19 protein-coding genes, 2 other RNA genes and 2 pseudogenes are annotated in these 22,917 nt (G+C 63.2%); 20 read left to right on the plus strand and 3 right to left on the minus strand.

Annotated elements, in window-relative coordinates; translation table 11 throughout:
- Positions 1 to 95: 95 nt before the first annotated feature.
- Together J5I97_RS08060 and J5I97_RS08065 are read right to left on the minus strand one after the other, a co-directional pair.
- Positions 96 to 992 carry a hydroxymethylglutaryl-CoA lyase gene (locus J5I97_RS08060; RefSeq protein WP_208591004.1) on the minus strand — a complete coding sequence of 299 codons (897 nt, stop codon included), beginning with the start codon at positions 990 to 992 and terminating at the stop codon, positions 96 to 98.
- Complete coding sequence (locus J5I97_RS08065; protein ID WP_208591610.1) at positions 989 to 1,786, minus strand: enoyl-CoA hydratase-related protein; 798 nt, start codon at positions 1,784 to 1,786, stop codon at positions 989 to 991. The genes J5I97_RS08060 and J5I97_RS08065 overlap by 4 nt, the downstream gene beginning before the upstream one ends.
- Before the next feature lie 116 nt (positions 1,787 to 1,902).
- On the opposite strand from J5I97_RS08065, the gene J5I97_RS08070 reads away from it, so the two are divergent.
- From J5I97_RS08070 to J5I97_RS08090, 5 genes and pseudogenes are all read left to right on the plus strand, one after another.
- The gene (locus tag J5I97_RS08070) at positions 1,903 to 2,151 is read left to right on the plus strand and encodes a FeoA family protein (protein ID WP_208591612.1); all 249 of its coding nucleotides are present in this window, start codon (positions 1,903 to 1,905) and stop codon (positions 2,149 to 2,151) included.
- Complete coding sequence (feoB, locus tag J5I97_RS08075; protein ID WP_208591006.1) at positions 2,148 to 4,007, plus strand: ferrous iron transport protein B; 1,860 nt, start codon at positions 2,148 to 2,150, stop codon at positions 4,005 to 4,007. The genes J5I97_RS08070 and feoB overlap by 4 nt, the downstream gene beginning before the upstream one ends.
- 1 nt (position 4,008) lies before the next feature.
- Positions 4,009 to 4,263: a DUF6587 family protein gene (locus tag J5I97_RS08080; protein ID WP_208591008.1), complete on the plus strand. Its 255-nt coding sequence runs from the start codon at positions 4,009 to 4,011 to the stop codon at positions 4,261 to 4,263.
- Positions 4,264 to 4,330: 67 nt separating this feature from the next.
- A pseudogene (locus tag J5I97_RS19890) lies at positions 4,331 to 4,570 on the plus strand (nuclear transport factor 2 family protein); the annotation flags it as partial.
- A gap of 104 nt (positions 4,571 to 4,674) precedes the next feature.
- Positions 4,675 to 4,832: pseudogene (locus tag J5I97_RS08090) on the plus strand (PLP-dependent aminotransferase family protein); the annotation flags it as partial.
- A 75-nt stretch (positions 4,833 to 4,907) separates the two neighbouring features.
- On the opposite strand, the gene J5I97_RS20530 reads toward J5I97_RS08090, so the two are convergent.
- Entirely contained in the window at positions 4,908 to 5,048 is a 141-nt protein-coding gene (locus J5I97_RS20530) for a hypothetical protein (RefSeq protein ID WP_208591010.1), read from the minus strand.
- A 204-nt stretch (positions 5,049 to 5,252) separates the two neighbouring features.
- On the opposite strand from J5I97_RS20530, the gene dapB reads away from it, so the two are divergent.
- The 15 genes from dapB to J5I97_RS08170 all read left to right on the plus strand — a co-directional run bounded on the left by dapB (position 5,253) and on the right by J5I97_RS08170 (position 22,907).
- Positions 5,253 to 5,969: a 4-hydroxy-tetrahydrodipicolinate reductase gene (gene dapB / locus J5I97_RS08100; RefSeq protein WP_208591012.1), complete on the plus strand. Its 717-nt coding sequence runs from the start codon at positions 5,253 to 5,255 to the stop codon at positions 5,967 to 5,969.
- Positions 5,970 to 6,208: 239 nt separating this feature from the next.
- Positions 6,209 to 7,387: a glutamine-hydrolyzing carbamoyl-phosphate synthase small subunit gene (gene carA / locus J5I97_RS08105; protein ID WP_208591027.1), complete on the plus strand. Its 1,179-nt coding sequence runs from the start codon at positions 6,209 to 6,211 to the stop codon at positions 7,385 to 7,387.
- A 68-nt stretch (positions 7,388 to 7,455) separates the two neighbouring features.
- The gene (locus tag J5I97_RS19900; protein ID WP_238135679.1) at positions 7,456 to 8,604 is read left to right on the plus strand and encodes an AAA family ATPase; all 1,149 of its coding nucleotides are present in this window, start codon (positions 7,456 to 7,458) and stop codon (positions 8,602 to 8,604) included.
- Entirely contained in the window at positions 8,601 to 9,008 is a 408-nt protein-coding gene (locus J5I97_RS08115; RefSeq protein WP_208591036.1) for a PIN domain-containing protein, read from the plus strand. The genes J5I97_RS19900 and J5I97_RS08115 overlap by 4 nt, the downstream gene beginning before the upstream one ends.
- Before the next feature lie 8 nt (positions 9,009 to 9,016).
- Positions 9,017 to 12,259: a carbamoyl-phosphate synthase large subunit gene (gene carB, locus J5I97_RS08120; protein WP_208591043.1), complete on the plus strand. Its 3,243-nt coding sequence runs from the start codon at positions 9,017 to 9,019 to the stop codon at positions 12,257 to 12,259.
- Between the two features lie 8 nt (positions 12,260 to 12,267).
- Positions 12,268 to 12,732: a transcription elongation factor GreA gene (gene greA, locus J5I97_RS08125; RefSeq protein WP_208591616.1), complete on the plus strand. Its 465-nt coding sequence runs from the start codon at positions 12,268 to 12,270 to the stop codon at positions 12,730 to 12,732.
- Positions 12,733 to 12,748: 16 nt separating this feature from the next.
- On the plus strand, positions 12,749 to 13,669 hold the full coding sequence (locus tag J5I97_RS08130) for a phosphoglycerate mutase (RefSeq protein ID WP_208591050.1): 921 nt from the start codon (positions 12,749 to 12,751) through the stop codon (positions 13,667 to 13,669).
- On the plus strand, positions 13,666 to 15,405 hold the full coding sequence (recJ, locus tag J5I97_RS08135) for a single-stranded-DNA-specific exonuclease RecJ (RefSeq protein WP_208591052.1): 1,740 nt from the start codon (positions 13,666 to 13,668) through the stop codon (positions 15,403 to 15,405). Before J5I97_RS08130 ends, recJ begins: the two co-directional genes overlap by 4 nt.
- Before the next feature lie 274 nt (positions 15,406 to 15,679).
- Positions 15,680 to 15,755: non-coding RNA, sX9 sRNA (locus J5I97_RS08140), on the plus strand.
- Between the two features lie 74 nt (positions 15,756 to 15,829).
- Positions 15,830 to 16,955 (plus strand): peptide chain release factor 2 gene (gene prfB, locus J5I97_RS08145; RefSeq protein WP_208591054.1). Its coding sequence is split into 2 segments (ribosomal slippage): positions 15,830 to 15,904 and positions 15,906 to 16,955, totalling 1,125 coding nucleotides; the frame shifts between segments, so codons are not numbered across the junction.
- A 61-nt stretch (positions 16,956 to 17,016) separates the two neighbouring features.
- A non-coding RNA gene (locus J5I97_RS08150) (sX9 sRNA) lies at positions 17,017 to 17,092 on the plus strand.
- A 216-nt stretch (positions 17,093 to 17,308) separates the two neighbouring features.
- Positions 17,309 to 18,826, plus strand: coding sequence for a lysine--tRNA ligase (gene lysS, locus J5I97_RS08155; RefSeq protein ID WP_208591056.1), 1,518 nt, complete (start codon positions 17,309 to 17,311; stop codon positions 18,824 to 18,826).
- 139 nt (positions 18,827 to 18,965) lie between these two features.
- Positions 18,966 to 20,102, plus strand: coding sequence for an HD-GYP domain-containing protein (locus J5I97_RS08160; RefSeq protein ID WP_208591058.1), 1,137 nt, complete (start codon positions 18,966 to 18,968; stop codon positions 20,100 to 20,102).
- Entirely contained in the window at positions 20,035 to 20,721 is a 687-nt protein-coding gene (locus tag J5I97_RS08165; RefSeq protein ID WP_244241851.1) for an RpfH protein, read from the plus strand. The genes J5I97_RS08160 and J5I97_RS08165 overlap by 68 nt, the downstream gene beginning before the upstream one ends.
- Positions 20,718 to 22,907 (plus strand): ATP-binding protein, encoded by a 2,190-nt coding sequence (locus tag J5I97_RS08170; protein WP_208591059.1) that lies wholly within the window; start codon positions 20,718 to 20,720, stop codon positions 22,905 to 22,907. The genes J5I97_RS08165 and J5I97_RS08170 overlap by 4 nt, the downstream gene beginning before the upstream one ends.
- Positions 22,908 to 22,917: the final 10 nt, after the last annotated feature.

Consider the following 22,917-nt stretch of genomic DNA (forward strand, 5'->3'; position numbering starts at 1 on the left):
GAGCGAGCGAGCGGCCAAACAATCGGCAATTCTAGCCGAAGCCTCTACGTGATCGCGGTGGCGGATGATGCGGGCGTGGGGAATGCAGTGACGTGTCAGCCTGCAGCCGCCAACGCCTTACCGACCTTGCTGCCGGTCTCGCGACCGAGCAACTGCGCCAACCAGCGGCCGGTGCGGGCAAGGGCAGATAGGTCGATGCCGGTTTGCATGCCCGATCCATGCAGCAGATAGACCACGTCTTCGCTGGCGACGTTGCCGCTGGCACTCTTGGCGTACGGGCAACCGCCAGCGCCGGACACCGCCGAATCGACCACGCGCACGCCTTGTTCCAGGCAGGCGGCGATGTTGGCCAGCGCCTGGCCATAGGTGTCGTGAAAATGCACGGCCAACGCCGACATCGGCACCGCCTGCGCCACAGCGGCCAGCATCTGGCGCGCCTTGATCGGCGTGCCGACACCAATAGTGTCGCCCAGCGAAATTTCGTAGCAGCCCAGCGCGTACAGCCGCTGCGCGACATCGACCACGTCGGCCACCGGCACCTCGCCTTGATACGGGCAACCCAACACGGTGGAGACATAGCCGCGCACGCGCACGCCATCGAGGGCGGCTTGTTCCAGGATCGGGCGAAACCGCTCGATCGATTCCTCGATGCCCGCATTGGTATTGGTGCGATTGAACGCCTCCGACGCCGCAGTGAACACCGCCACTTCCTGCGCACCGGCCGCGCGTGCACGCGTATACCCCCGCAAATTCGGCACCAGCACCGGATAGGCGATGCCCGGCACTTGCGCGATGCCGGCGAACACCTCGGCCGCATCGGCCAGTTGTGGCACCCAGCGTGGGCTGACGAAACTGGTTGCCTCGATGGTGCGCAAGCCGGTGGCCGACAGCTGATCGATCAGCGCGATCTTGTCGGCAGTAGCGATCTGCTGGGCCTCGTTCTGCAAGCCGTCGCGCGGGCCGACTTCGATAATACGGACGAAGTCGCTCACGCCACACTCTCCGGCACCCAGGCCGGCGTGCGTTTGTCCAGGAACGCGCTCAAGCCCTCTTGGCCCTCGGGCGAGACGCGCAAGCGTGCGATCCACGCTGCGTTAGCCGCATCGATGGCGTCACGGTCGGCTGCCGGCAGCACCGAACGCACCAGGGACTTGGCGTTGCTGGCTGCCAGCGGGGCGGCAGCCAGCAGCAACCGAATCTGCCGGTCCACTGCGATGTTCAGCTGATCGGTAGCGACCAGTTGATGCAACAGCCCCAGCAGCTGCGCGGTGCCGGCGTCGAAGATCTCGGCGGTGGCGAACCAGCGCCGCGCCTGGCGCGCGCCGATCGCCGCGACCACGTAGGGCGAAATGACCGCTGGCAGCAGGCCAAGCTTGCTCTCGGTCAGCCCGAAGCGCGCTTGGGTGCAGCCGATGGCGATATCGCAGCACGCCACCAAGCCCACACCGCCGCCGAACGCCGCGCCGTTGACGCGCGCGATGGTGGGCTTGGGCAATTCGTCGAGGGTACGCATCAGTCGCGCCAGCGCCAGCGCATCGGCAGCGTTCTCGGCCTGCCTGGCAGTGGCCATACCGCGCATCCAGTGCAGGTCGGCGCCGGCCGAAAAGGCGCTACCAGCGCCGGTCAGCACGACTACACGAACATGCGTTGCCTGGCCGGCCTGCTGCAAGGCTTCGGTGAGCGCGGCAATCAGGGGTGCGTCGAAAGCGTTGTGCACCGCCGGGCGGTCCAGTCGCAAGGTGCGGACCGGTCCCTGGTTCTCGACGATCAAGCCGGTGTCGTGCATTGCGCATACGTCCATGAATGGGATACGAATCATGATAGCGGGCCGGGTTGCCAGAGGCATGACGCGGTGCGTCGATGCTAGAATTGAGAACCATTCCTAACAATCAGGCCGTCTTTGTGACGCTGTCCGACATGCCTTTGCATCGCGCCGCCATCGTGGACTCGGTGGAGGATCGCCTCCCCAACGACACGATCGCCCGGCGCCTGCGGGAACTGGGCTTTGTCGCGGGCGAGGAAGTCACCGTGTTGGCGACCGGGCCGGTCGGGCGCGAGCCGTTGCTGGTGCAAGTGGGCTATACGCGGTTCGCTCTGCGTCGCAGCGAGGCTGCGCGCGTGCAGGTGCGCGAAGACGGAGCGCAGACATGAACGCTGTAAGCGTTCCGCTGCGCCTTGCGCTGGTCGGCAATCCCAACAGCGGCAAGACCGCACTGTTCAACCAGCTGACCGGCAGCCGCCAGAAGGTGGCCAATTACACCGGCGTCACCGTCGAGCGTAAAGAGGGACATTTCCGCGCACCGTCCGGGCGCGATTTCGCGGTGCTGGATTTGCCCGGCGCCTACAGCCTGCAGCCGGCCAGTCTGGACGAGGCGATCACCCGCGACCTGTGCCGCGGCTTCTATCCTGGCGAACCCCCACCGGACGTGCTTGTCTGCGTGATCGACGCGACCAATTTGCGCCTGCACCTGCGCTTTGCGCTGGAGCTGCGCGAGCTGGGCCGGCCGATGATCGTGGCGCTAAACATGGCCGATGCAGCGCAGCGCCGCGGCATCGTCATCGACCTGACGGCACTGGAGCAGGCGCTCGGGGTGCCGGTGGTCGAAACAGTGGCGGTGCGGCGCGGTGGTGCCAAGGCCCTGGTCGAGAGGCTCGATGCACAGGCCGCCAATCTTGTTGCGGCCAATGCCACGCCGCCGGTCGACGGCAACCATCACGCTCAGGTGCGGCAGATCCTGAGCGTGGCGGTCACCATGCCGACTCGCACCTCACGCGTGGACGACACGCTGGACCGCTGGCTGCTGCATCCGATCTGGGGCCTGGTCACGCTGGCGGTGGTGATGTTCCTGATCTTCCAGGCGGTGTACGCCTGGGCCAAGCCGGTAATGGACCTGATCGATGGGGGTACCTCGGCGCTGGGCGAGTGGGTCGGCGCCACCTTGCCGGAAGGCCCGCTCAACAGCCTTCTCAAGGACGGCATCATCGCCGGCCTGGGCGGGGTGGTGATCTTCCTGCCGCAGATCCTGATCCTGTTCGCCTTCATTCTGGTATTGGAAGAATCCGGCTATCTGCCGCGTGCGGCGTTTCTGCTTGATCGCATGATGGCCGCAGCCGGCTTGTCTGGTCGTTCGTTCATCCCGTTGTTGTCGAGCTTTGCGTGTGCGGTGCCGGGCATCATGTCCACGCGCAGCATTCAGGACCCGCGCGACCGGCTCGCCACCATCATGGTCGCGCCGCTGATGACGTGTTCGGCGCGGTTGCCGGTGTACGCCTTGCTGATCGGTGCTTTCATTCCGCAGAAGACCGTGTGGGGAATCTTCAATCAGCAAGGGCTGGTGTTGTTCGCGTTGTATGCCGCAGCCATCGTCAGCGCGCTGCTGGTATCGTGGACGATGAAAAAGTGGCGTCGCGACAAAAGCGAGCATCCGCTGATGTTGGAGCTGCCGTCCTATCGCGTTCCGCATCTGCGCGACCTGGCCTTGGGTCTGTGGGAGCGTGCGCTGATCTTCCTCAAGCGCGTGGGGGGCATCATTCTCGCGCTGACCATTTTGCTGTGGTTCCTGCTTTCGTTTCCGGCTGCGCCCGCCGATGCAACCTTGCCGGCGATCGACTACAGCTTCGCTGGCCGCATCGGGCATGCCCTGGCGATTTTCTTCGCGCCGCTGGGCTTCAATTGGCAGATCTGTATCGCGCTGATCCCCGGCCTGGCCGCGCGCGAAGTGGCGGTGGCGTCGCTGGCCACCGTATACGCACTGTCGGCCGCCGATGACGATGCCGCCGCGCAGGCGTTGTCGCCATTGATCAGCGATGGCTGGTCGCTGGCTACCGCACTGTCGTTGCTGGTCTGGTACATCTATGCACCGATGTGCATCTCCACGCTGGCCACCATCAAGCGCGAAACCAACTCGTGGAAGCAGATGACCATGAGCGCGGTGTATCTGTTCGCGCTGGCTTACCTGGCCTCGCTGGTGACCTGTCAGCTGGCCGTGCTGCTGGGAGCCGGCTGAGGTGGATCTCTCGCTCACGCTGCAATACGTGGTCATCGCGCTTGCGGTGTCGCTTAGCTTATGGGTAGTGATGAAGACGCAATTTCCCGGCACCTTGCGGCGCCTGCGCGGTGCGCTTGCGCTTGGTCTGGTGCGCGATGGGTGGCCTGCCTGGATGCAGTCGTTGGGGCGCCGCGTGGCACCGCCAGCGGCGCAAAATGCCTCGGCTTGCGGCGGTTGCCAGAGCTGCGGCCCGACACCTCCGCCTAGTCACTGACCCCAGCGGCGTCGGCTACACCTGCGCGGGCGCAGGATGCGGCGGTTCAATAGACAGGTAATGCGTTTTCTATGTCGCACACGACAAGGCGATGCTGAGCCACAATGGCGAGGCGCTGTGCACGATGACCGCGCCGGAATTGGAGATCGTGGTGGTGTACCGCATGGAGTCGCACCAGAAGCGGTAGACCAACATGCGCCCGATATACTGCAAATTCACGGGCGAATGGGCGCAGGTCGTGCGTCAGATGCGCCATGTGGCCACTCCGGAAGCCTTGATCGAGGACAAGCATTCGATCACCAAGATCCAGAACGTAGGGATGACCGCGTGTGCAGACAGGCTCGGCGCACGCCGAACATCTGTCACGCAACGCAGCCGCCAGGCACGCTGCAGTGCAATGCGTGTCGGCCGTTCGTGCCGGGCGCGCCGTTCTTCGCCAGCTTGCCGCAGGCCAATACGCTGCGGCTATCGTTAGTCATCGTGCCGGGCGAGAAGATCGATGCCGGTACCAGGTGCTCGGCGAGGTGTTGCGCGAGGTGCTGGGCCAGTTGCCAGGGCAGTGCGCCTAACCACGTCGACCTCAGCGCAGGATGCGTCGATCGCAATACGGATTGACAGCGTCGCGATCGGTATCGCACTCGACGTCACTCGCCCCCGGCAGCCGCAGTGCGATTGACAAACGTGCGGTGCAAGGCCCGGTGCGCGTCGGCATCAAAGGCCTGGACGGCGACGAGCAGGGTGCCACCGTGTGCATAGCGCGCCGGACAAACAAGGCGATCCATCATTGCCCAGACCGACCTTACGGCTGCTCGCGATGTTGTGTCCGCCGCTGAGCAGCGATCAATCGCTGCGCAGCCACCACGCAGACGCTGCAAGACGCAGCACATCTGGAAAATGCCCAGCCGCACGTCGCTTTTGCGATTCCTCAATCCCGATTCCCCATTCCCGGCTATCTTGTACAACCGACACAGCCTAGCGAGCCTGCAGCCATGACAACCTCTCCTGTGAAAGTTCTGATCTACGGTGCCTCCGGGCGGATGGGCAAGGCATTGCTGCGATTGGCTGCCGAAGACGAGGCCTTGCACGTCGTCGGGGCGGTGGTAGGGCGCTCGCCGTCGCAACGCGTCGTGGAAGGTGTGCCTTACTTCGCCGCGAGCGAACTGGGCGGTGCGCCGGCCTTCGATGTGGCGATCGACTTCAGCTTGCCGCAGGGCTTCGCACCGATCCTGGCGTTATGCGCGCAGCGCGGCAAACCGTTTGTGTCCGGCACCACCGGATTGGATGAAGCGCAACGCGCGGCGTTGCGCGATGCAGCGCGGCATATCCCATTGCTGTGGGCGTCCAATTTCAGTCTTGGCGTTGCGGTGTTGACCGAGTTGGTGGAACGTGCCGCCGGCAGCTTGCCGGGCTGGGATTGCGACATCCTCGAAGCGCATCACGTGCACAAGCAGGACGCGCCCTCCGGTACCGCACTGACGCTGGGCGAAGCGGCCACCGGCAGCGGCGCGCAGCCGCGCTACGCCAGCTTGCGTGCCGGCGACATCGTCGGCGAACACACGGTGCAGCTCACCGGGCTGGGCGAGCGGCTCGAGTTGGTCCACCGCGCCACCAATCGCGACATCTTCGCGCGCGGTGCCTTGCATGCGGCCAAGCGACTGATCGGCAAGCCGCCCGGTAGCTACCGAGTGCGCGACCTGGTGCTGTAACCCGGCGCGCCACCGCGCATGAACGGCAGCTAGCAGTAGCGGCCGATTCATGCCGCCGCTGCGATGCCGGCGCGGCATCTGCCATTCTTCAGGCTGGCATGCAGGCGCACTTGCCTTTACAATTCTCGCTTGCCCGAACCAGCGTCGGACCGGTCCTCAACACCGCGTCCGCGCTTTGCTGCAACCGGAATTTGGCCGGAAGCGCATCGGAGTCCCAGGCAGCCAGAGCGAGACCCCACGTGACCCAACCCGCAATCCTTGTCCTCGAAGACGGCACCGTGTTCGAGGGCGAATCCGTAGGCGCCAACGGGCTTTCCGTCGGTGAAGTGGTGTTCAACACCGCCATGACCGGCTATCAGGAAGTACTGACCGATCCCTCCTACGCCCGCCAGATGGTCACGCTGACCTATCCGCATATCGGCAATACCGGTTTTACCGATCAGGATGACGAAGCCGGCAAGATCTGGGCCGCCGGCTTGATCGTGCGCGATGTGCCGCGTCGCCCCAGCAGCTGGCGCAGCCAGGTGGCCTTGCCAGAGTGGCTGCAGGCCCGCGGTGTGGTCGCCATTTCCGGCATCGACACCCGCAAGCTGACTCGCCTGCTGCGTCAGAAGGGCGCCCAGAACGGCGCGTTGATGGCCGGCGAGATCGACCTCGAAAAGGCGCTGCAATCCGCACGCAATTTCCCCGGCTTGAAGGGCATGGATCTGGCCAAGGTGGTCTCCACCAAGGCGACTTACGGTTGGCAGGAAGGTCAGCTGGATCTCAACTCCGACACCTTTCTTGGCCTGGGTGCGTTGAATGTTGGAAAGTCCGCACATGGAAGTGCGGGCTCTGGCGAGGGACTCGCATTCAAAGTTGTTGCTTACGATTACGGTGTCAAGCTCAACATCCTGCGCATGCTGGCCGAGCGTGGTTGCGACGTCACCGTGGTGCCGGCGCAGACGCCGGTGGCCGAGGTGCTGGCAATGCAGCCTGACGGCGTGTTCTTGTCCAATGGCCCGGGCGATCCGGAGCCGTGCGATTACGCCATCAGCGCGATCCAGGAATTGATTGCCAAGAAGGTGCCGACCTTCGGCATCTGCCTGGGCCATCAGCTGCTGGCGCTGGCCGCTGGCGCCAGGACGGTCAAGATGAGCACCGGCCACCACGGCGCCAATCATCCGGTGCAGGATCTGGACGGTGGGCGGGTGATGATTACCTCGCAGAACCACGGCTTTGCGGTCGACGAAAGCACGCTACCGGCCAATGTGCGGGTGACCCATCGTTCGTTGTTCGATGGCACCAATCAGGGCATCGCGCTGACCGATGCACCGGCGTTCTCGTTCCAGGGCCACCCGGAAGCCTCGCCGGGGCCGCGCGATGTGGGGCCGTTGTTTGATCGCTTCGTGGCGCTAATGGCTGAAGCGAAAGCTTGAACCCCGTCCCGGGCCACATGCTCGCTCCGATGACTGCATCGCATACCGTCGCCCCAGCTGAGATCCCAATGCTTGATCGCATCGACATCGAAGGTTTGAAGGGAGTTGGCAAGGTAGAGCTGCGGTTCGACGCCTCCAGCCGGGCGCGCGTGCTTTTTGGTGTCAACGGCGTTGGCAAGACTAAATCGTTAGAGGCCATCTATGGTGTATTGCTATTCACCAATGAGGAGTTCTTGCGGGTCAAGGGTGATCGGGGAGTCCATCCAGAGAAATGCGTGCCCGCATCCAACGTCCTTATCGACGATGCGCAGTACCTTCTTGATAGGCCTTCGCAGCAGATCGTACAAGTAAGAAGTGTTGCTTCACAGTCAGTGCATCACTGGCGTCCCTTGGTTTACATCGGAGCGGGTGGGCGGTCGTCGGTGGGACGTCAACCCACATCTATTGCAGCACTGGGAAACTTTGAGGAACGTAAGTCTCAGCATTTTGAAGTGTTGTTACAGGAGTGCGAGAGCGGCTCGTTGCGCTCTGCCGGCATGGATGCTGACATCCGCGTGTGGTTCATACAGCGTGCGCAGTCGGTCAATCCTTTTCAGGTTGAAAAGGACAACCTGCGTAACGAGATCGAGTCGGTGTTGAAGCTGTTGCATCGCATCGATCAGCGCGTGCATGCGGAGCGCTTGCAGATTGACGGCTCGCAGCGCGTTTATCTGAGTGTTGAAGGCCGGATGGTCGAGCTGGGAGAGCTCAGTTCGGGTTTTGCCTCGGTGGTGAAGCTTTTCCAGGCGATCATCTCCGGGTATGCCGGTTTCAGCAATTCCAAGGATCTCCAAAACCAGCCAGGCGTGGTTCTAATCGATGAAATCGAAAGTCATCTCCACGTTGGTTGGCAGGTAAGTATCGTCAGACATTTGAAAGCGCTTTTCCCGAATACCCAGTTCTTCATCAGCACCCACTCGCCGCTCGTGTTGACCCAACTGGAGCAGGGAGAGGCCTATCTGCTAGAACGCGACGCGGCAGACGGAGTCGTCAGATCGTGTATTGTCGACTCGCCCAACATGAAGGCATTTGCGGATGTGCTTGAAGAGACCTTTGGGGTCGATCTCAATGCACTCAATCGCGATGCGCTCGTTAGCGAAGACCACTCCGCCACCAAACGTGCATTGCTGGATCTGATCAGGCAGCGCCGCGATCGCCAGGGTGGGGAGCAAGCATGACCCGTCTAGTACTACTGGGTGCCAACCTGCTGATCGGCGCACTGGACGGGGAGGAGGGCAACACGGCTCACGAAGCTTCGCTGTCGACGTTTGAGGCGCGGGTCGCCGATCCGGACGTCAAGAGAGCGATCTCCCCGCTGATTCGATACGAAGTGCCGTGCGGTATGCACGAGGCGGATGTCGAGGCGGTGAACGCCATCCTCAACGATATGAAGGAGTTCGAGGTACGGGGCCAAGAGGCCATACGTGCTGCTGAAGTATTCCGGAAAGCTCGCCAGACCAATGTAAAGCTGGATAAGCGCAAGTTCGACGTATTCCATTGCCTCTGCGCGGAAATCAATGAACTCGAGATGCTCAGCAAGGATGAGGATATCGAGACGATTCAAAAACTTATGAAGGCCTGAAGAAGAAAATGCCCAAGCGCAGCGATCTCAAGACCATCCTCATCATCGGCGCCGGCCCGATCGTCATCGGCCAGGCCTGCGAGTTCGATTACTCCGGCGCGCAGGCGTGCAAGGCGCTGCGCGACGAGGGCTATCGCGTGGTGCTGGTCAACAGCAATCCGGCCACGATCATGACCGACCCGGACATGGCCGATGCGGTGTACATCGAGCCGATTAACTGGCAGACGGTCGAGAAGATCATCGCCAAGGAAAAGCCCGATGCGCTGCTGCCGACCATGGGCGGGCAGACCGCGCTCAATTGCGCGCTGGATCTTGCCGACCACGGCGTGCTGGAGAAGTACAACGTCGAGCTGATCGGTGCCAAGCGCGAAGCGATCCGCATGGCCGAAGACCGCGAGTTGTTCCGCGTGGCAATGGGCGAGATCGGCCTGGATTGCCCCAGGGCCGAAGTGGCGCACACGCTGGAAGAAGCGCTGGATATCCAGACCCGCGTCGGCTACCCGACCATCATCCGCCCCAGCTTTACCCTGGGCGGCAGCGGCGGCGGCATCGCCTACAACCGCGAAGAGCTGATCGAGATCGTCGGGCGTGGCCTGGAGCTGTCGCCGACCACGGAAGTGCTGGTGGAAGAGTCGGTGCTGGGCTGGAAGGAATTCGAGATGGAAGTGGTCCGCGACACCGCCGACAACTGCATCATCGTCTGCGCGATCGAAAACCTCGACCCGATGGGCGTGCACACCGGCGACTCGATCACCGTGGCGCCGGCACAGACGCTTACCGACAAGGAATATCAGCGCCTGCGCGATGCCTCGATCGCGGTACTGCGCAAGATTGGTGTGGATACCGGCGGCTCCAACGTGCAGTTCGGCATCAGTCCGACCACCGGCCGGGTGGTGGTGATCGAAATGAATCCGCGCGTGTCGCGCTCGTCGGCGCTGGCGTCCAAGGCCACCGGCTTTCCGATCGCCAAGGTCGCCGCCAAGCTGGCGGTGGGTTACACGCTGGACGAATTGAAGAACGAGATCACCGGCGGTCTGACCCCGGCCTCGTTCGAGCCGTCGATCGACTACGTGGTCACCAAGATTCCGCGTTTTGCGTTCGAGAAATTCCCGCAGGCCGATGCGCGTTTGACTACGCAGATGAAGTCGGTGGGCGAGGTGATGGCAATGGGTCGCACCTTCCAGGAATCGCTGCAGAAAGCGCTGCGTGGCCTGGAAATCGGCAAGATCGGCCTAGACCCGACCGGCCTGGATCTGAGTAGCGAAGACGATATCGCCGCTCTCAAGCGCGAGCTCAAGGCACCGGGCCCGGAACGCCTGTTCTACGTGGCCGATGCGTTCCGCGCCGGGATGACGGTGGCCGACGTCTACGCGCTGTCGTTCATCGATCCGTGGTTCCTGGATCAGATCGAAGAACTGATTAGCCACGAGCAGCAGCTGGCCGACGACGGCATGGCGTCGCTGGATGCGGCGCGGCTGCGCACGCTCAAGCGCGCCGGTTTCTCCGATGCGCGTCTGGCCGAGTTGACCGGCACCAACGAAGAGTCGTTACGCACGCTGCGTCGCGCGCTGAAAGTGCGCCCGGTCTACAAGCGCGTGGACTCGTGCGCTGCCGAGTTCGCCACCAGCACCGCCTATCTGTATTCGACCTACGAGGACGAGTGCGAAGCGCTGCCAAGCGATCGCGACAAGATCATGATCCTCGGCGGTGGCCCCAACCGTATCGGCCAGGGCATCGAGTTCGATTACTGCTGCGTGCACGCGGCGCTGGCGCTGCGCGATGACGGTTACGAAACCATCATGGTCAACTGCAATCCGGAGACCGTCTCCACCGATTACGACACCTCCGACCGTCTGTATTTCGAGCCGCTGACGCTGGAAGACGTGCTGGAAATCGTCGAGTTGGAGCAGCCCAAGGGCGTGATCGTGCAGTATGGCGGCCAAACCCCGCTGAAACTGGCGCGTGCGCTGGAAGCCAACGGCGTGCCGGTGATCGGCACCTCTCCCGATTCGATCGATCTGGCCGAAGACCGCGAGCGTTTCCAGCAGCTGGTCGACAAATTGGGCCTGAAGCAGCCGCCGAACCGCATCGCCCGCAATGCCGAAGAGGCGTTGGTGCTGGCGCGCGAGATCGGCTACCCGCTGGTGGTGCGCCCGAGCTATGTGCTGGGCGGTCGCGCGATGGAAATCGTGTATGGCGAATCCGACCTCGCGCGCTATGTGCGCGATGCGGTCAAGGTCTCCAACGATTCGCCGGTGCTGCTGGACCGCTTCCTCGACAACGCGGTGGAAGTGGACGTGGACATCATTGCCGACAAGGACGGCAAGGTGCTGATCGGCGGGCTGATGGAACACATCGAAGAAGCCGGCGTGCATTCGGGCGATTCGTCCTGCTCGCTGCCGCCGTACTCGCTTTCGCCAAAGACCCAGGCCGAGCTGCGCCGCCAGGTGGTGATGCTGGCCGAAGGATTGAACGTGGTCGGCCTGATGAACACCCAGTTCGCAGTGCAGGTCGACGAGGCCGGCGACGATGTGGTGTTTCTGCTGGAAGTGAACCCGCGCGCCTCGCGCACCGTGCCGTTCGTCTCCAAGGCAATCGGCATTCCGTTGGCCAAGATCGCCGCGCGCTGCATGGCCGGCAAGACGTTGGCCGAGCAGGGCGCCACCAAGGAAATCGTGCCCGACTACTACTCGGTGAAGGAGGCGATCTTCCCGTTCGCCAAGTTCCAGGGCGTGGACCCGATTCTCGGGCCGGAGATGCGTTCCACCGGTGAAGTGATGGGCGTGGGCCGCAGCTTCAGCGCCGCGTTCGCACGCGCGCAGGAAGCCGGTGGCATCAAGGCGCCGCCGGTGGGCAAGGCATTCGTGTCGGTACGCGACCCGGACAAGCATCGCGTGCTGCCGGTGGCGCAGGCGTTGGTGGAGCGTGGCTTCACTCTGGTTGCCACCCGCGGCACCGGCGCCTGGCTGCAGCAGAACGGGCTGAGCTGCGAAATTGTCAACAAGGTGGCCGAAGGTCGCCCGCATATCGTCGATTCGATCAAGAATGGCGAGATTGTGTATATCGTCAACACCACTGAAGGTCGCGCCGCCATCTCGGATTCGTTCTCGATCCGGCGCGAAGCGCTGCAGCATCGCGTGACCTATTCGACCACTGTCGCCGGCGCCAAGGCGCTGGTGCATTCGCTGGAATTCCGCGGCACCGGCCCCGTCTGGTCGCTGCAGGAACTGCACAAGGAGCTGGAAGCATGAGAGCACCCATGACCTCGAAGGGCGCGCAACGTCTGCGCGAGGAACTTGATCAGTTGAAGTCGGTCAAGCGTCCGGAAGTGATCGCGGCGATCGCCGAAGCGCGTGCGCATGGCGATCTGAAGGAGAACGCCGAATATCACGCCGCGCGCGAGCAGCAGAGCTTTATCGAAGGCCGCATCAAGCAGCTGGAAGGCGAGCTCTCGCATGCCGAGATCATCGACATCACCAAGCTGTCGGCCGGCAGCAAAATCGTGTTCGGTGCGACGGTGACGCTGGCCGATACCGAGACCGATGAGGAAAAATGCTACCAGATCGTTGGCGATCTGGAAGCCGACATCAAAATGGGCCTGATCGCGATTTCCTCGCCACTGGCACGTGCGTTGATCGGCAAGCTGGAAGGCGATTCGGTCACCATCGATGCACCGGCCGGCCAGCGCGAGTACGAAGTCGTCAGCGTCGCGTATTTAGATTGATCGGCGCGATCGACCGATGACCACTGCAACGCTGCTGCTGCCGGAAAAACGCCGTCTGCCCGGAACATTGGGCGACACTGTGGTGGCGCGTGCACTTGCGCGCGCGGCGCAGCACAGCGCGCAGGCTGGTGAAGTGGCGCAATTGCAGCGCCATTTCACCTTGACGCCTGCGCATTGGCCGGTCGCCGCACTGACCCGTCAGCTGGATGCCGGCGATGCGGCCGGCGCAACCTGGGTGCGTGCCGATCCGGCCTATGTGGTGCCGGATATGCAGGGCGCACGCTTGATGGGCTACGGCGAGGCGCTAGGCTCCACAGCGGAAGACCTGGCGATGCTGTTGCCGATCCTCAAGCCGATGTTCGGCGATGCGGGGTTTTTGCTGGATGCGCCGACGCCGTCGCGCTGGTATCTGCGCCTGTCGCCGGATGCCAAGCTGCCGGACTTTGCCCCTCCGGATGTTGCGATCGGCGATGACTTGTTCGAGCATCTGCCCGCTGGCGATCTCGGTCGGCGCTGGCGTGCGTTGTTGACCGAAGCGCAGGTGCTGCTGCATCAGCATCCGTGGAATGCGGGCCGCGTTGCCAGCGGCAAACCGGCGATCAATTCGCTGTGGTTCTGGGGTGGTGGTGTGTTGCCGCATGCGGTGACTTCGCCACATCGCCAGGTGCGTAGCCGCGAGTCGCTATTGCGTGCGCTGGCCTTGGCGGCCGGTGCCGATGCGCAGGGCGAACAACGCGTCGATGCGCTGGTCGATCTGCGTCATTTGCGTTCGCTGCAGCAGTTCAGCGACGACGCGGTGGCGCCGCTGCTTGCGGCAATGGCACGCGGCGAACTGGATCGGTTGGTGCTGGATTTTCAGGACGGCGAAACCGTGTCGCTCACGCACGCGCAGCGCTGGCGGTTCTGGCGTAAGCCGCGGTTGCAGCTGGCGCAATGACGTCGAGCCTGCGGATCGTCCGGCGCCCGTCTGGGCAGGCCGGAAGTTGGCCCGATACCATGTTGCCGCTGCTGCGCCGCATTTACGCTGCGCGCGGTGTCACCGATGCGCAGGGCGCGCAACCGCGGCTGGGTCAGTTGCTGTCGCCGGATCTGCTGCACAACAGTGGCGTTGCCGCCAACTTGCTGGCCGATGCGATCGTACAGCAGCGACGCATCCTGGTGGTAGGCGATTTCGATTGCGATGGCGCCACTGCCTGCGCGGTCGGCGTGCGCGGTTTGCGCATGCTCGGTGCGCTGGACGTGCATCACGCGGTGCCCAATCGTATGGTGCACGGGTATGGTCTGTCGCCGGCGCTGGTCGACGAACTGGCTGCGCTGCAGCCGGATGTGCTGGTCACCGTCGATCACGGCATCGCCTGTCATGCGGGTGTCGCCGCAGCCAAGGCGCATGGCTGGACGGTGCTGGTCACCGACCACCATCTGCCGGGCAAAGTATTGCCGCCGGCCGATGCGATCGTCGATCCGAATCTGGCCGACGATCCCTTCCCGAGCAAGACCTTGGCCGGCGTCGGCGTGATCTTTTACGTGCTGCTGGCATTGCGCGGCGTGTTGCGCGCGCGCGGCGCATTTGTCGGGCATGCCGAACCGGATCTGTCGGTGTTGCTGGATCTGGTTGCCGTCGGCACCGTCGCCGATCTGGTGCCGCTGGACACCAATAACCGTGCGCTGGTGTCGGCTGGTCTGCGTCGCTTGCGCGAAGGCAAAGGGTGTATCGGTCTGCGTGCCTTGATCGATGCCAGCGGTCGCGATGTGGCGCGTTTATGCGCCAGCGATATCGGGTTCGCACTTGGTCCGCGTCTCAACGCGGCCGGTCGGCTCGAAGACATGGCTTTGGGAGTCGAGTTGTTGCTCAGCGACGACTGGAGCCAGGCGCGCGCGATTGCCGGCACCCTGGAAGAGATCAATGCCGAGCGCCGAGCGTTACAGCAGTTGATGACCGACGATGCCGAGCAAGCAGTCACCAAGGTGATGTTGGATGCCGACGGCGAACTGCCGATCGCCGCGTGCCTGTTCGATGCCGAATGGCATCCGGGCGTGATCGGCCTGGTGGCGTCCAAACTCAAGGACCGGCTGCATCGTCCAGTGATTGCGCTGGCGCCAGCGGAGCCGGGCAGCAGCCAATTGCGCGGCTCGGCGCGGTCAATTCCCGGTCTGCATATTCGCGATGTGCTGGCCGCAGTGGATGCGCGTCATCCCGGCGTGATCCAGAAGTTCGGCGGCCACGCGATGGCGGCCGGCCTGAGTCTGGATCACGCCGCGCTGGCCACGTTTGAACAGGCGTTCCGTTCGCAAGTGCAAACCATGGTGGATGCCTCGCTGCTGCATGCCCAATTGCATAGCGATGGCGAACTGGCTGCGCACGAACTCGATCATGTGCATGCCGAGGCGCTGCGGGTGGCCGGGCCGTGGGGGCAGGGCTTTCCCGAGCCGCTGTTCGATGGCCACTTCGAGGTGCTGCAGTGTCGTGTGCTCAAGGAACGCCACCTCAAGTTGACGCTGCGTTGCCCCGGTCGCGCCGAACCGCTCAACGCCATTCACTTCAATGGTTGGCGCGGCAGCGAACCGGGACGCGTGGTGCGGCTGGCCTATCGTCTGGTCAGCGACGATTATCGCGGCGGCAATGCGGTGCAATTGATCGTCGAGCACTGCGAACCGGCGATGGCGACTGCTTGATCGACGCGTCGGTGGGTTGGGTTACTTGCAGTTGGCGGTCAATCGGCCGCGTGAGGTGAGGGCCTTAGATCACCAGCGTCGGCAATTTCCACGCAACATCTTGCCGCTGTCCGGCACGGGCCAGGCGTCATGCAGTCGTCGCTATTTGTCGCCGCTCCGCCCGGCTGCCGCGGCCACGCCGAGGCGTCGGCGATGCTGAGAGTGGCGGGCTTAGAGCGGCTAACAAAACGACTGCGCCGCCGCCAGACGGGCGCGGCCGGTGCTCGGAATCGGCATGTAGCACGCGTACACTGCGGTTCCTGCGCGCCGTCCGCACCCACCTGACGACTGCACGCTACGTTTTGTTAGCCGCTCTTAACAGTGCCGCCACCGCGTTCCGCCGTGCGCTTGCTAAACTAATGCGCTCGTTCGCCGGAAGTCCTTCATGATCGAAACCAATCCGATCCGCCAGCGCATCACCGATCTCAGCGATCGCGTGCTCTCGCTCAGGGGGTATCTTTGACTACGACGTCAAGAAAGAGCGTCTAGAGGAAGTTGGCCGGGAGCTTGAAAGTCCCGAGGTGTGGAACGATGCCGAGCGCGCGCAGGCGTTGGGCCGCGAGCGCTCCATGTTGGAGAAGACCGTCATCGGCATTGCCGATGCGCTGTCTGGTCTGGCGGACGCGGGCGATCTGCTCGAACTGGCCGAGAGCGAACAGGACGAAGACACCGCAGTGGCGGTGATCGCCGATCTGGATGCATATCAGGCGCATGTCGAAAAGCTGGAATTCCAGCGCATGTTCTCCGGCCAGATGGACGGCGCAAACGCGTTCGTCGACATCCAGGCTGGCGCGGGCGGCACCGAAGCGCAAGACTGGGCTGAGATTTTGCTGCGCATGTATCTGCGCTGGGCCGAGTCGCGCGGCTGGAAAACCGAGTTGATGGAAGTGTCCGGCGGCGACGTGGCGGGCATCAAGTCGGCCACGATCCGGGTCGAAGGCGAGTTCGCCTATGGTTGGTTGAAGACCGAAATCGGCGTGCACCGGCTGGTGCGCAAGTCGCCATTCGACTCGGACAATCGCCGGCATACCAGTTTCACCTCGGTGTTCGTGTCGCCGGAAGTGGACGACAACATCAAGATCGACATCAATCCGGCCGATCTGCGTACCGACGTGTATCGCTCCTCCGGCGCCGGTGGCCAGCACGTCAACAAGACCGAGTCGGCGGTGCGTATCACGCACATTCCGACCAATACCGTGGTCGCCTGTCAGACCGGGCGTAGTCAGCACCAGAACCGCGAGAACGCGATGAAAATGCTGGCCGCCAAGCTATACGAACTGGAAGTGCAAAAGCGCAACGTCGAGCGCGACGCGCTTGAAGCCACCAAGTCCGACATCGGTTGGGGTAGCCAGATCCGTAACTACGTGCTCGATCAGAGCCGCATCAAGGATCTGCGCACCGGTGTCGAACGCAGCGATACGCAGAAAGTGCTCGATGGCGATCTGGACGAATTCGTCGAGGCCAGCCTGAAAGCAGGTCTGGCGGCAGGCTCCAAACGCCTGGATGCCTAAGAGCGGCTAACAAAACGACGCCGCCGCCGCCAGGCGGGCGCGGCCGGTGCTCGGAATCGGCATGTACCACGCGTACACTGCGGTTCCTCCCCGCCGTCCGCACTCACCTGACGGCTGCTCGCTACGTTGTGTTAGCCGCTCTAAATCGCGGCACGACGTGTAGGTGTCTGCATCGACGTCGCGCAGCGCACTGCGGCGATGCTGGCTTCGCACAGGCTGCAGACAGCGCGGCAATCAGGCATACCGCTGACCGCCTCCCGATCCCAGTTCCATCGTAAGAGCAGGGGCCGGCAACGCAGGTTCCTCATCCCCCACCGGGCACGCGCCCGACCCACAGCAGATCGATTCCCGCCATGACCGAGCAGACCCCCGCGCCGCAGATCCCCGCCGACGAGAACAGCCTCATCGCCGAGCGTCGCGCGAAACTGGGCGCGTTGCGCAGCCAGGGCATCGCCTATCCCAACGATTTCGTGCGCGAACAGTTCGCCGGCGATTTGCAGGCCGAATTCGCCGATGCCCAGACCTGGACCCCCGAGGCGCTGGAAGCCAGCGAACGCACAGTCAAGATGGCCGGCCGTTTGATGGCCAAGCGGGTGATGGGCAAGGCCAGCTTTGCGCAAATCCAGGACGAATCCGGACGCGTGCAACTGTTCTTGCAGGGCAGTGTGCTCGGCGATGCCTACGCTGCGTTCAAGGGTTGGGATGTGGGCGACATCGTGGCCGTGGAGGGTGGCTTGACCCGCACCAAGACCGGCGAACTGTCGATAAAGGCCACGGCGCTGCGGCTGCTGACCAAGTCGCTGCGCCCGCTGCCGGACAAGTGGCACGGGTTGTCGGACGTGGAGCAGCGTTATCGCCAGCGCTATGTCGATCTGATCGTGACCCCGGAAGCGCGCGAGGTCTTCATCAAGCGCTCCAAGATTATCCGTGCGATACGCGCCTGGCTGGATGCACGCCGTTTCCTGGAAGTGGAAACGCCGATGATGCATTACATCCCCGGCGGCGCCACCGCCAAGCCGTTCACCACTCACCACAACGCGCTGAATCTGGATCTGTACCTGCGCGTGGCCCCGGAGTTGTATCTCAAGCGCCTGGTCGTCGGTGGGCTGGAGCGTGTCTACGAGATCAACCGCAATTTCCGCAATGAAGGCGTGTCGACCCGGCACAACCCCGAGTTCACCATGCTTGAGCTCTACGAGGCGTATGCCACCTATTACGAGATCATGGAGCTGACCGAGCAGGTGATCCGCGACACCGCACAGTCGGTGCTCGGCGCCACTCAGGTGAGCTGGGAAGGTGCCGACATCGATTTGGCGCCGGCTTTCCGGCGCTGGCGTATGGATGAGGCCGTTCGGCATCACAATCCGGAGATCAGTGCGGCCGATTGCACCGATCGCGAGGCACTGCTGCGGCATTGCGATCGGCTGAGGATCCGGGTCAAGCCGTCGTACGGCTGGGGCAAGCTGTTGCTGGAAATCTTCGAAGCCACGGTGGAACACACCTTGGTGCAACCGACCTTCATTACCGACCATCCGATCGAAGTGTCGCCATTAGCGCGTTCCAGCGATACCGAGCCGGGTTACACCGATCGCTTCGAGCTTTTCATCAACGGCAAAGAGCTGGCCAACGGCTTCTCCGAGCTCAATGACCCCGAAGATCAGGCTGCGCGCTTCCAGGCGCAGGTGCAGGCCAAGGACGGTGGCGACGACGAAGCGATGCATTACGACGCCGACTACATCCGTGCGTTGGAGTACGGCATGGCGCCGACCGGCGGCTTGGGTATTGGCATCGACCGTCTGGTGATGCTGCTGACCGGCAGCACCTCGATACGCGACGTCCTGCTGTTCCCGTACATGCGTCCGGAAGCCTGACTTTTTTGTGCTGTCGGCGTGCCGACGGCACAGTTACTGCATATGCTAGGGCAGAGCCGCGAACAGCGTACCGTTCGGGGAGTCGGCACAGGGGGCGGCGTCACCGCTTTTCCGTTCTCGAGATAGAGGAGCAACGGCTATGCAGGATGTTTTAGGGACTCCGGGCGGCGTCTCGTCGACGGTTAGATGGGAAAGCTGGTCGGAAAAGGCGGATCTGGGATTGAACATCGTCATTGTCGATGACCAGATGTCTGCGCGGACGATGCTGCGCCATGTCATCGAGGACATTGCGCCGGAATTGAAGGTTTACGACTTCGGTGATCCGCTCGACGCGCTGGCGTGGTGCGAAGCCGGGCGCGTGGATCTGTTGCTGCTCGACTACCGCATGCCCGGCATGGATGGCCTGGAGTTCGCACGCCGTCTGCGCCGTCTGCCCAGCCACCGCGATATTCCGATCATCCTGATCACCATCGTCGGCGACGAGCCGGTTCGCCAGGCCGCATTGGAAGCCGGTGTTATCGATTTCCTGGTCAAGCCGATCCGCCCGCGCGAACTGCGCGCACGTTGCTCCAATCTGCTGCAGCTGCGTCAGCAGAGCGAGAGCGTCAAGCAACGCGCGCTGTCGTTGGAACAGCGACTGCTAGCCAGCATGAACGAGGTCGAAGAACGCGAACGCGAAACGCTGTCACGGCTGGCGCGCGCGATCGAATATCGGGACTCCGGTACCAACGCGTTTTTGGAGCGCATGTCGCATGTCGCTGGCCTGATCGCCGAGCAACTGGGGCTGCCGGAAGAAGAAGTGCGCATCATCGAGATGGCTGCACCGCTGCACGACATGGGCAAGATCGCCATTCCCGATTCGGTGCTGCTCAAGCCGGGCAAGCTCACCGAAGACGAGATGAGCATCATGAAGCGCCATCCGCGCATCGGCTATGAGCTGCTCAGCGGTAGCCAGAACCGTTTTATCCAGGTCGGTGCGTTGATCGCACTGCGTCACCATGAGCGCTACGACGGCACTGGCTATCCGGACGGCCTATTCGGCGAAGCGATTCCGCTGGAAGCGCGCATCGTGGCGGTGGCCGACGTGTTCGACGCCCTGCTGTCGCAGCGCCCGTACAAGGAGGCTTGGACGATGGATGCCGCGCTGGCCTATCTGTATGCACAACGCGGCCGCCTGTTCGACCCTCGCTGTGTGGACGCGCTGTTGCGTGGCCGCGCGCAGCTGGATCAGATCTGCGGGGAGTTCTCGACCGCATCGGCGCGGCCCGGGGTGTGAGGTGAGGGTGGCGCTTGGTCGACTGCCTGATCAACTCGCCAAGCGTACCGACAGCGAGCACGGCCAGGTGTCGGTGCGCATCGCGATGATCTTGGTAATCGTCGCGTACAGCGTGCGGTCTGCTGCCAGCCAGTGGCAGGTCGTCTTCCGGCACCAATTGCATCAGCTGTGCTGGCTGATCGCGATCGGGCAGAGGGTGGCGCTGCTGATCGCTGTGTGGAGTGTTGCTATGCAAAATATATTATACCTGAGTCGCACGCTGGGGATGCTGTCGGACGACGGTCTGGTTGCGCTGGCGATGACCTGGCTGGGTGCGCCCATAGCCTGTCTGTCTGTCGTCCTGCCGTGGGTGAGGCTCGGCGATGGCTTGCACGTTGGTCGCCAGACCCTGCACACGGCCATCGCCATGGCCGCAAGTGCCTATTGGCAACAGCAGCTCGGGCTGGCGATCGCACTTTTCAGTGCGCTGATCGTCATTCCCATGTCATTGTTGTGCCTGCTGAGCGAACAGGCCAACGATCCTGCCGCGCCGCATCCCGTTGGCGACGACGACGCTGCGTCAGCGCACTGCCGAAATCCCTCATCCATCGACGCGACCGCACGTCTGAGGCGCCTATGAAGTCTCCATTGCCATGGTTGAAGCGGCGCCTCTCGGAGCGGGCGGATACGGAACACAAGCAAAATCTGATCCGTATCATCATCACTACATTGTTTATTTCCTACCTGGGCTGGCGCTATCAGCACACCCATGGCGACACGCTGATGGCCACCTGGTTCATTCTGGTCGGTGAGCTGTTGGTGTCGCTGGGCCTGATGATGGCAATCCTGGTGCGGCCGCAGGTGTCGCATGTGCGGCGACTGATCGGCATGCTGCTGGATTACACCTGCACCGGCGCGATCATGGCGATCCAGGGCGAACCGGCGTCGCCGCTGTACGCGGTCTGCATGTGGGTGACTATCGGTAACGGGCTGCGTTACGGCAGCAACTACCTGCGTGCCGCCACTGCCATGGGCAGCCTGTGTTTTCTCGGCGCCATCCTGATTTCGCCCTATTGGAAGGCCAATCCCTACTTGAGCTGGGGCTTGTGGCTGGGCCTGATCGCAGTGCCGCTTTACTTCGATTCGTTGCTGCGCGCAATGACGCGGGCAGTGCGCGAGGCGCGGCATGCCAACCAGGCCAAGAGTCGCTTCCTGGCCAATATGAGTCATGAGTTCCGCACGCCGCTCAACGGTCTGTCGGGCATGACCGAAGTATTGGCGACCACGCGCCTGGACGCGGAGCAGAGGGAGTGCCTCAACACCATCCAGGCTTCTTCGCGCACGCTGCTGTCGCTGGTCGAAGAGGTGCTGGACATCTCAGCGATCGAGGCCGGCAAGATCCGCATCGAGCATCGCGACTTCTCGCTGTGCGAGCTGATCGACTCGGTCAACATGATCTTGCAGCCCCAGTCCAGGGCGCGGGGGCTGGAGTACGTCACCCAGGTCGGCACCGACGTACCGGATGTGCTGAAGGGCGATACCAGCCATGTGCGTCAGGTGCTGCTGAATATCCTCGGCAATGCGGTCAAATTCACCGAATACGGGCATGTGCTGCTGCGGATCACCAGGATGTCCGGCGGTAAGGGCAAGACGGTACGGCTGCGCTTCGTGGTGGAAGATACCGGTATCGGCGTGCCGATGGACATGCGGTCGCGGTTGTTCGAAGCCTTCGAGCAGGCTGATGTCGGCTTGTCGCGTCGTTACGAAGGAACCGGGCTGGGCACCACGATCGCCAAGGGTCTGGTCGAGGCGATGGGCGGCAGCATCGGCTTCAAGGAAAGTCAGTCTGGCGGCAGTGTGTTCTGGTTCGAGCTACCGTTTGCAATCGGTGAACCGGTGCAGACGGCAAAGACGGCGCTGGCGCGTGTGCCGACCGGTGCGCTGCTGGACACGTCCGACGAGTTGGAGGCCTCCAACGTCATCGCTTTCTCCAACCCGTTCCTGCGTCACCGCGCGCGCGTGCGCAGCATGCGCATGCTGGTGGCCGACGACCACGAAGCCAACCGCATGGTGTTGCAGCGCCTGCTGGAAAAGGCCGGACACAAGGTTCTTTGCGTCAATGGCGGCGAACAGGTGCTGGATGCGATGGCCGAGGAGGATTTCGATGCGGTGATCGTGGATCTGCATATGCCGGGCATGAACGGACTGGACATGCTCAAGCACTTGCGCGTGATGCACGCCAGCGGCATGCGGTACACCCCGGTGGTCGTGCTTAGCGCCGATGTCACGCCGGAAGCGATTCGCAGTTGCGAACAGGCGGGCGCACGCGCGTTTCTGGCTAAACCGGTAGTGGCTGCCAAACTGCTGGATACCCTGGCGGATCTGGCCCTCAGCACACGGCCGCTGGCCACGCCGGCGGCCAGCGTACAGATTCCTGCCGGCTTCGAGGGTGTGCTCGATTTCAGCGTGCTCGATGAACTTGCGTCACTTGGGATGGGCGACGAGTTCGAACGTCAATTCGTGCGGCAATGCCTGGAAGATGCGCAGAACTGCATCGACGCAATCGAGCGCGCCGGCACTCGTTCGGAGTGGGAGCAGTTGCGCGAAAGCTCGCATGCGCTGCGTGGGGTCGCCAGCAACCTGGGCCTGGCCCAGGTCGCTGCCAATGGCGCTGAGCTGATGCGCATGGCCGACCGGCAATTGCAGTCGGAATGGCGACAGCGGCTGTCTGCGTTGCGCGAGCAATTGACGTCCGGAAAGGACGCACTTGACGCACGTATGCAGCGTGTCGGGCACGGCGAGCGCTCCCCGCAGAGTAGCGAATAAGCCCCCATGC

It is taken from the genome of Xanthomonas fragariae (assembly GCF_017603965.1).
Lineage (GTDB): Bacteria > Pseudomonadota > Gammaproteobacteria > Xanthomonadales > Xanthomonadaceae > Xanthomonas > Xanthomonas fragariae_A.

Bases quoted from the DNA above. Each gene is read 5' to 3' on its own strand.
- J5I97_RS08065 (WP_208591610.1), bottom strand. From the start codon at position 1,786: ATGCACGACACCGGCTTGATCGTCGAGAACCAGGGACCGGTCCGCACC.
- feoB (WP_208591006.1), top strand. From the start codon at position 2,148: ATGAACGCTGTAAGCGTTCCGCTGCGCCTTGCGCTGGTCGGCAATCCC.
- J5I97_RS20530 (WP_208591010.1), bottom strand. From the start codon at position 5,048: ATGATGGATCGCCTTGTTTGTCCGGCGCGCTATGCACACGGTGGCACC.
- dapB (WP_208591012.1), top strand. From the start codon at position 5,253: ATGACAACCTCTCCTGTGAAAGTTCTGATCTACGGTGCCTCCGGGCGG.
- J5I97_RS19900 (WP_238135679.1), top strand. From the start codon at position 7,456: ATGCTTGATCGCATCGACATCGAAGGTTTGAAGGGAGTTGGCAAGGTA.
- J5I97_RS08115 (WP_208591036.1), top strand. From the start codon at position 8,601: ATGACCCGTCTAGTACTACTGGGTGCCAACCTGCTGATCGGCGCACTG.
- carB (WP_208591043.1), top strand. From the start codon at position 9,017: ATGCCCAAGCGCAGCGATCTCAAGACCATCCTCATCATCGGCGCCGGC.
- greA (WP_208591616.1), top strand. From the start codon at position 12,268: ATGACCTCGAAGGGCGCGCAACGTCTGCGCGAGGAACTTGATCAGTTG.
- J5I97_RS08130 (WP_208591050.1), top strand. From the start codon at position 12,749: ATGACCACTGCAACGCTGCTGCTGCCGGAAAAACGCCGTCTGCCCGGA.
- recJ (WP_208591052.1), top strand. From the start codon at position 13,666: ATGACGTCGAGCCTGCGGATCGTCCGGCGCCCGTCTGGGCAGGCCGGA.
- lysS (WP_208591056.1), top strand. From the start codon at position 17,309: ATGACCGAGCAGACCCCCGCGCCGCAGATCCCCGCCGACGAGAACAGC.
- J5I97_RS08160 (WP_208591058.1), top strand. From the start codon at position 18,966: ATGCAGGATGTTTTAGGGACTCCGGGCGGCGTCTCGTCGACGGTTAGA.
- J5I97_RS08170 (WP_208591059.1), top strand. From the start codon at position 20,718: ATGAAGTCTCCATTGCCATGGTTGAAGCGGCGCCTCTCGGAGCGGGCG.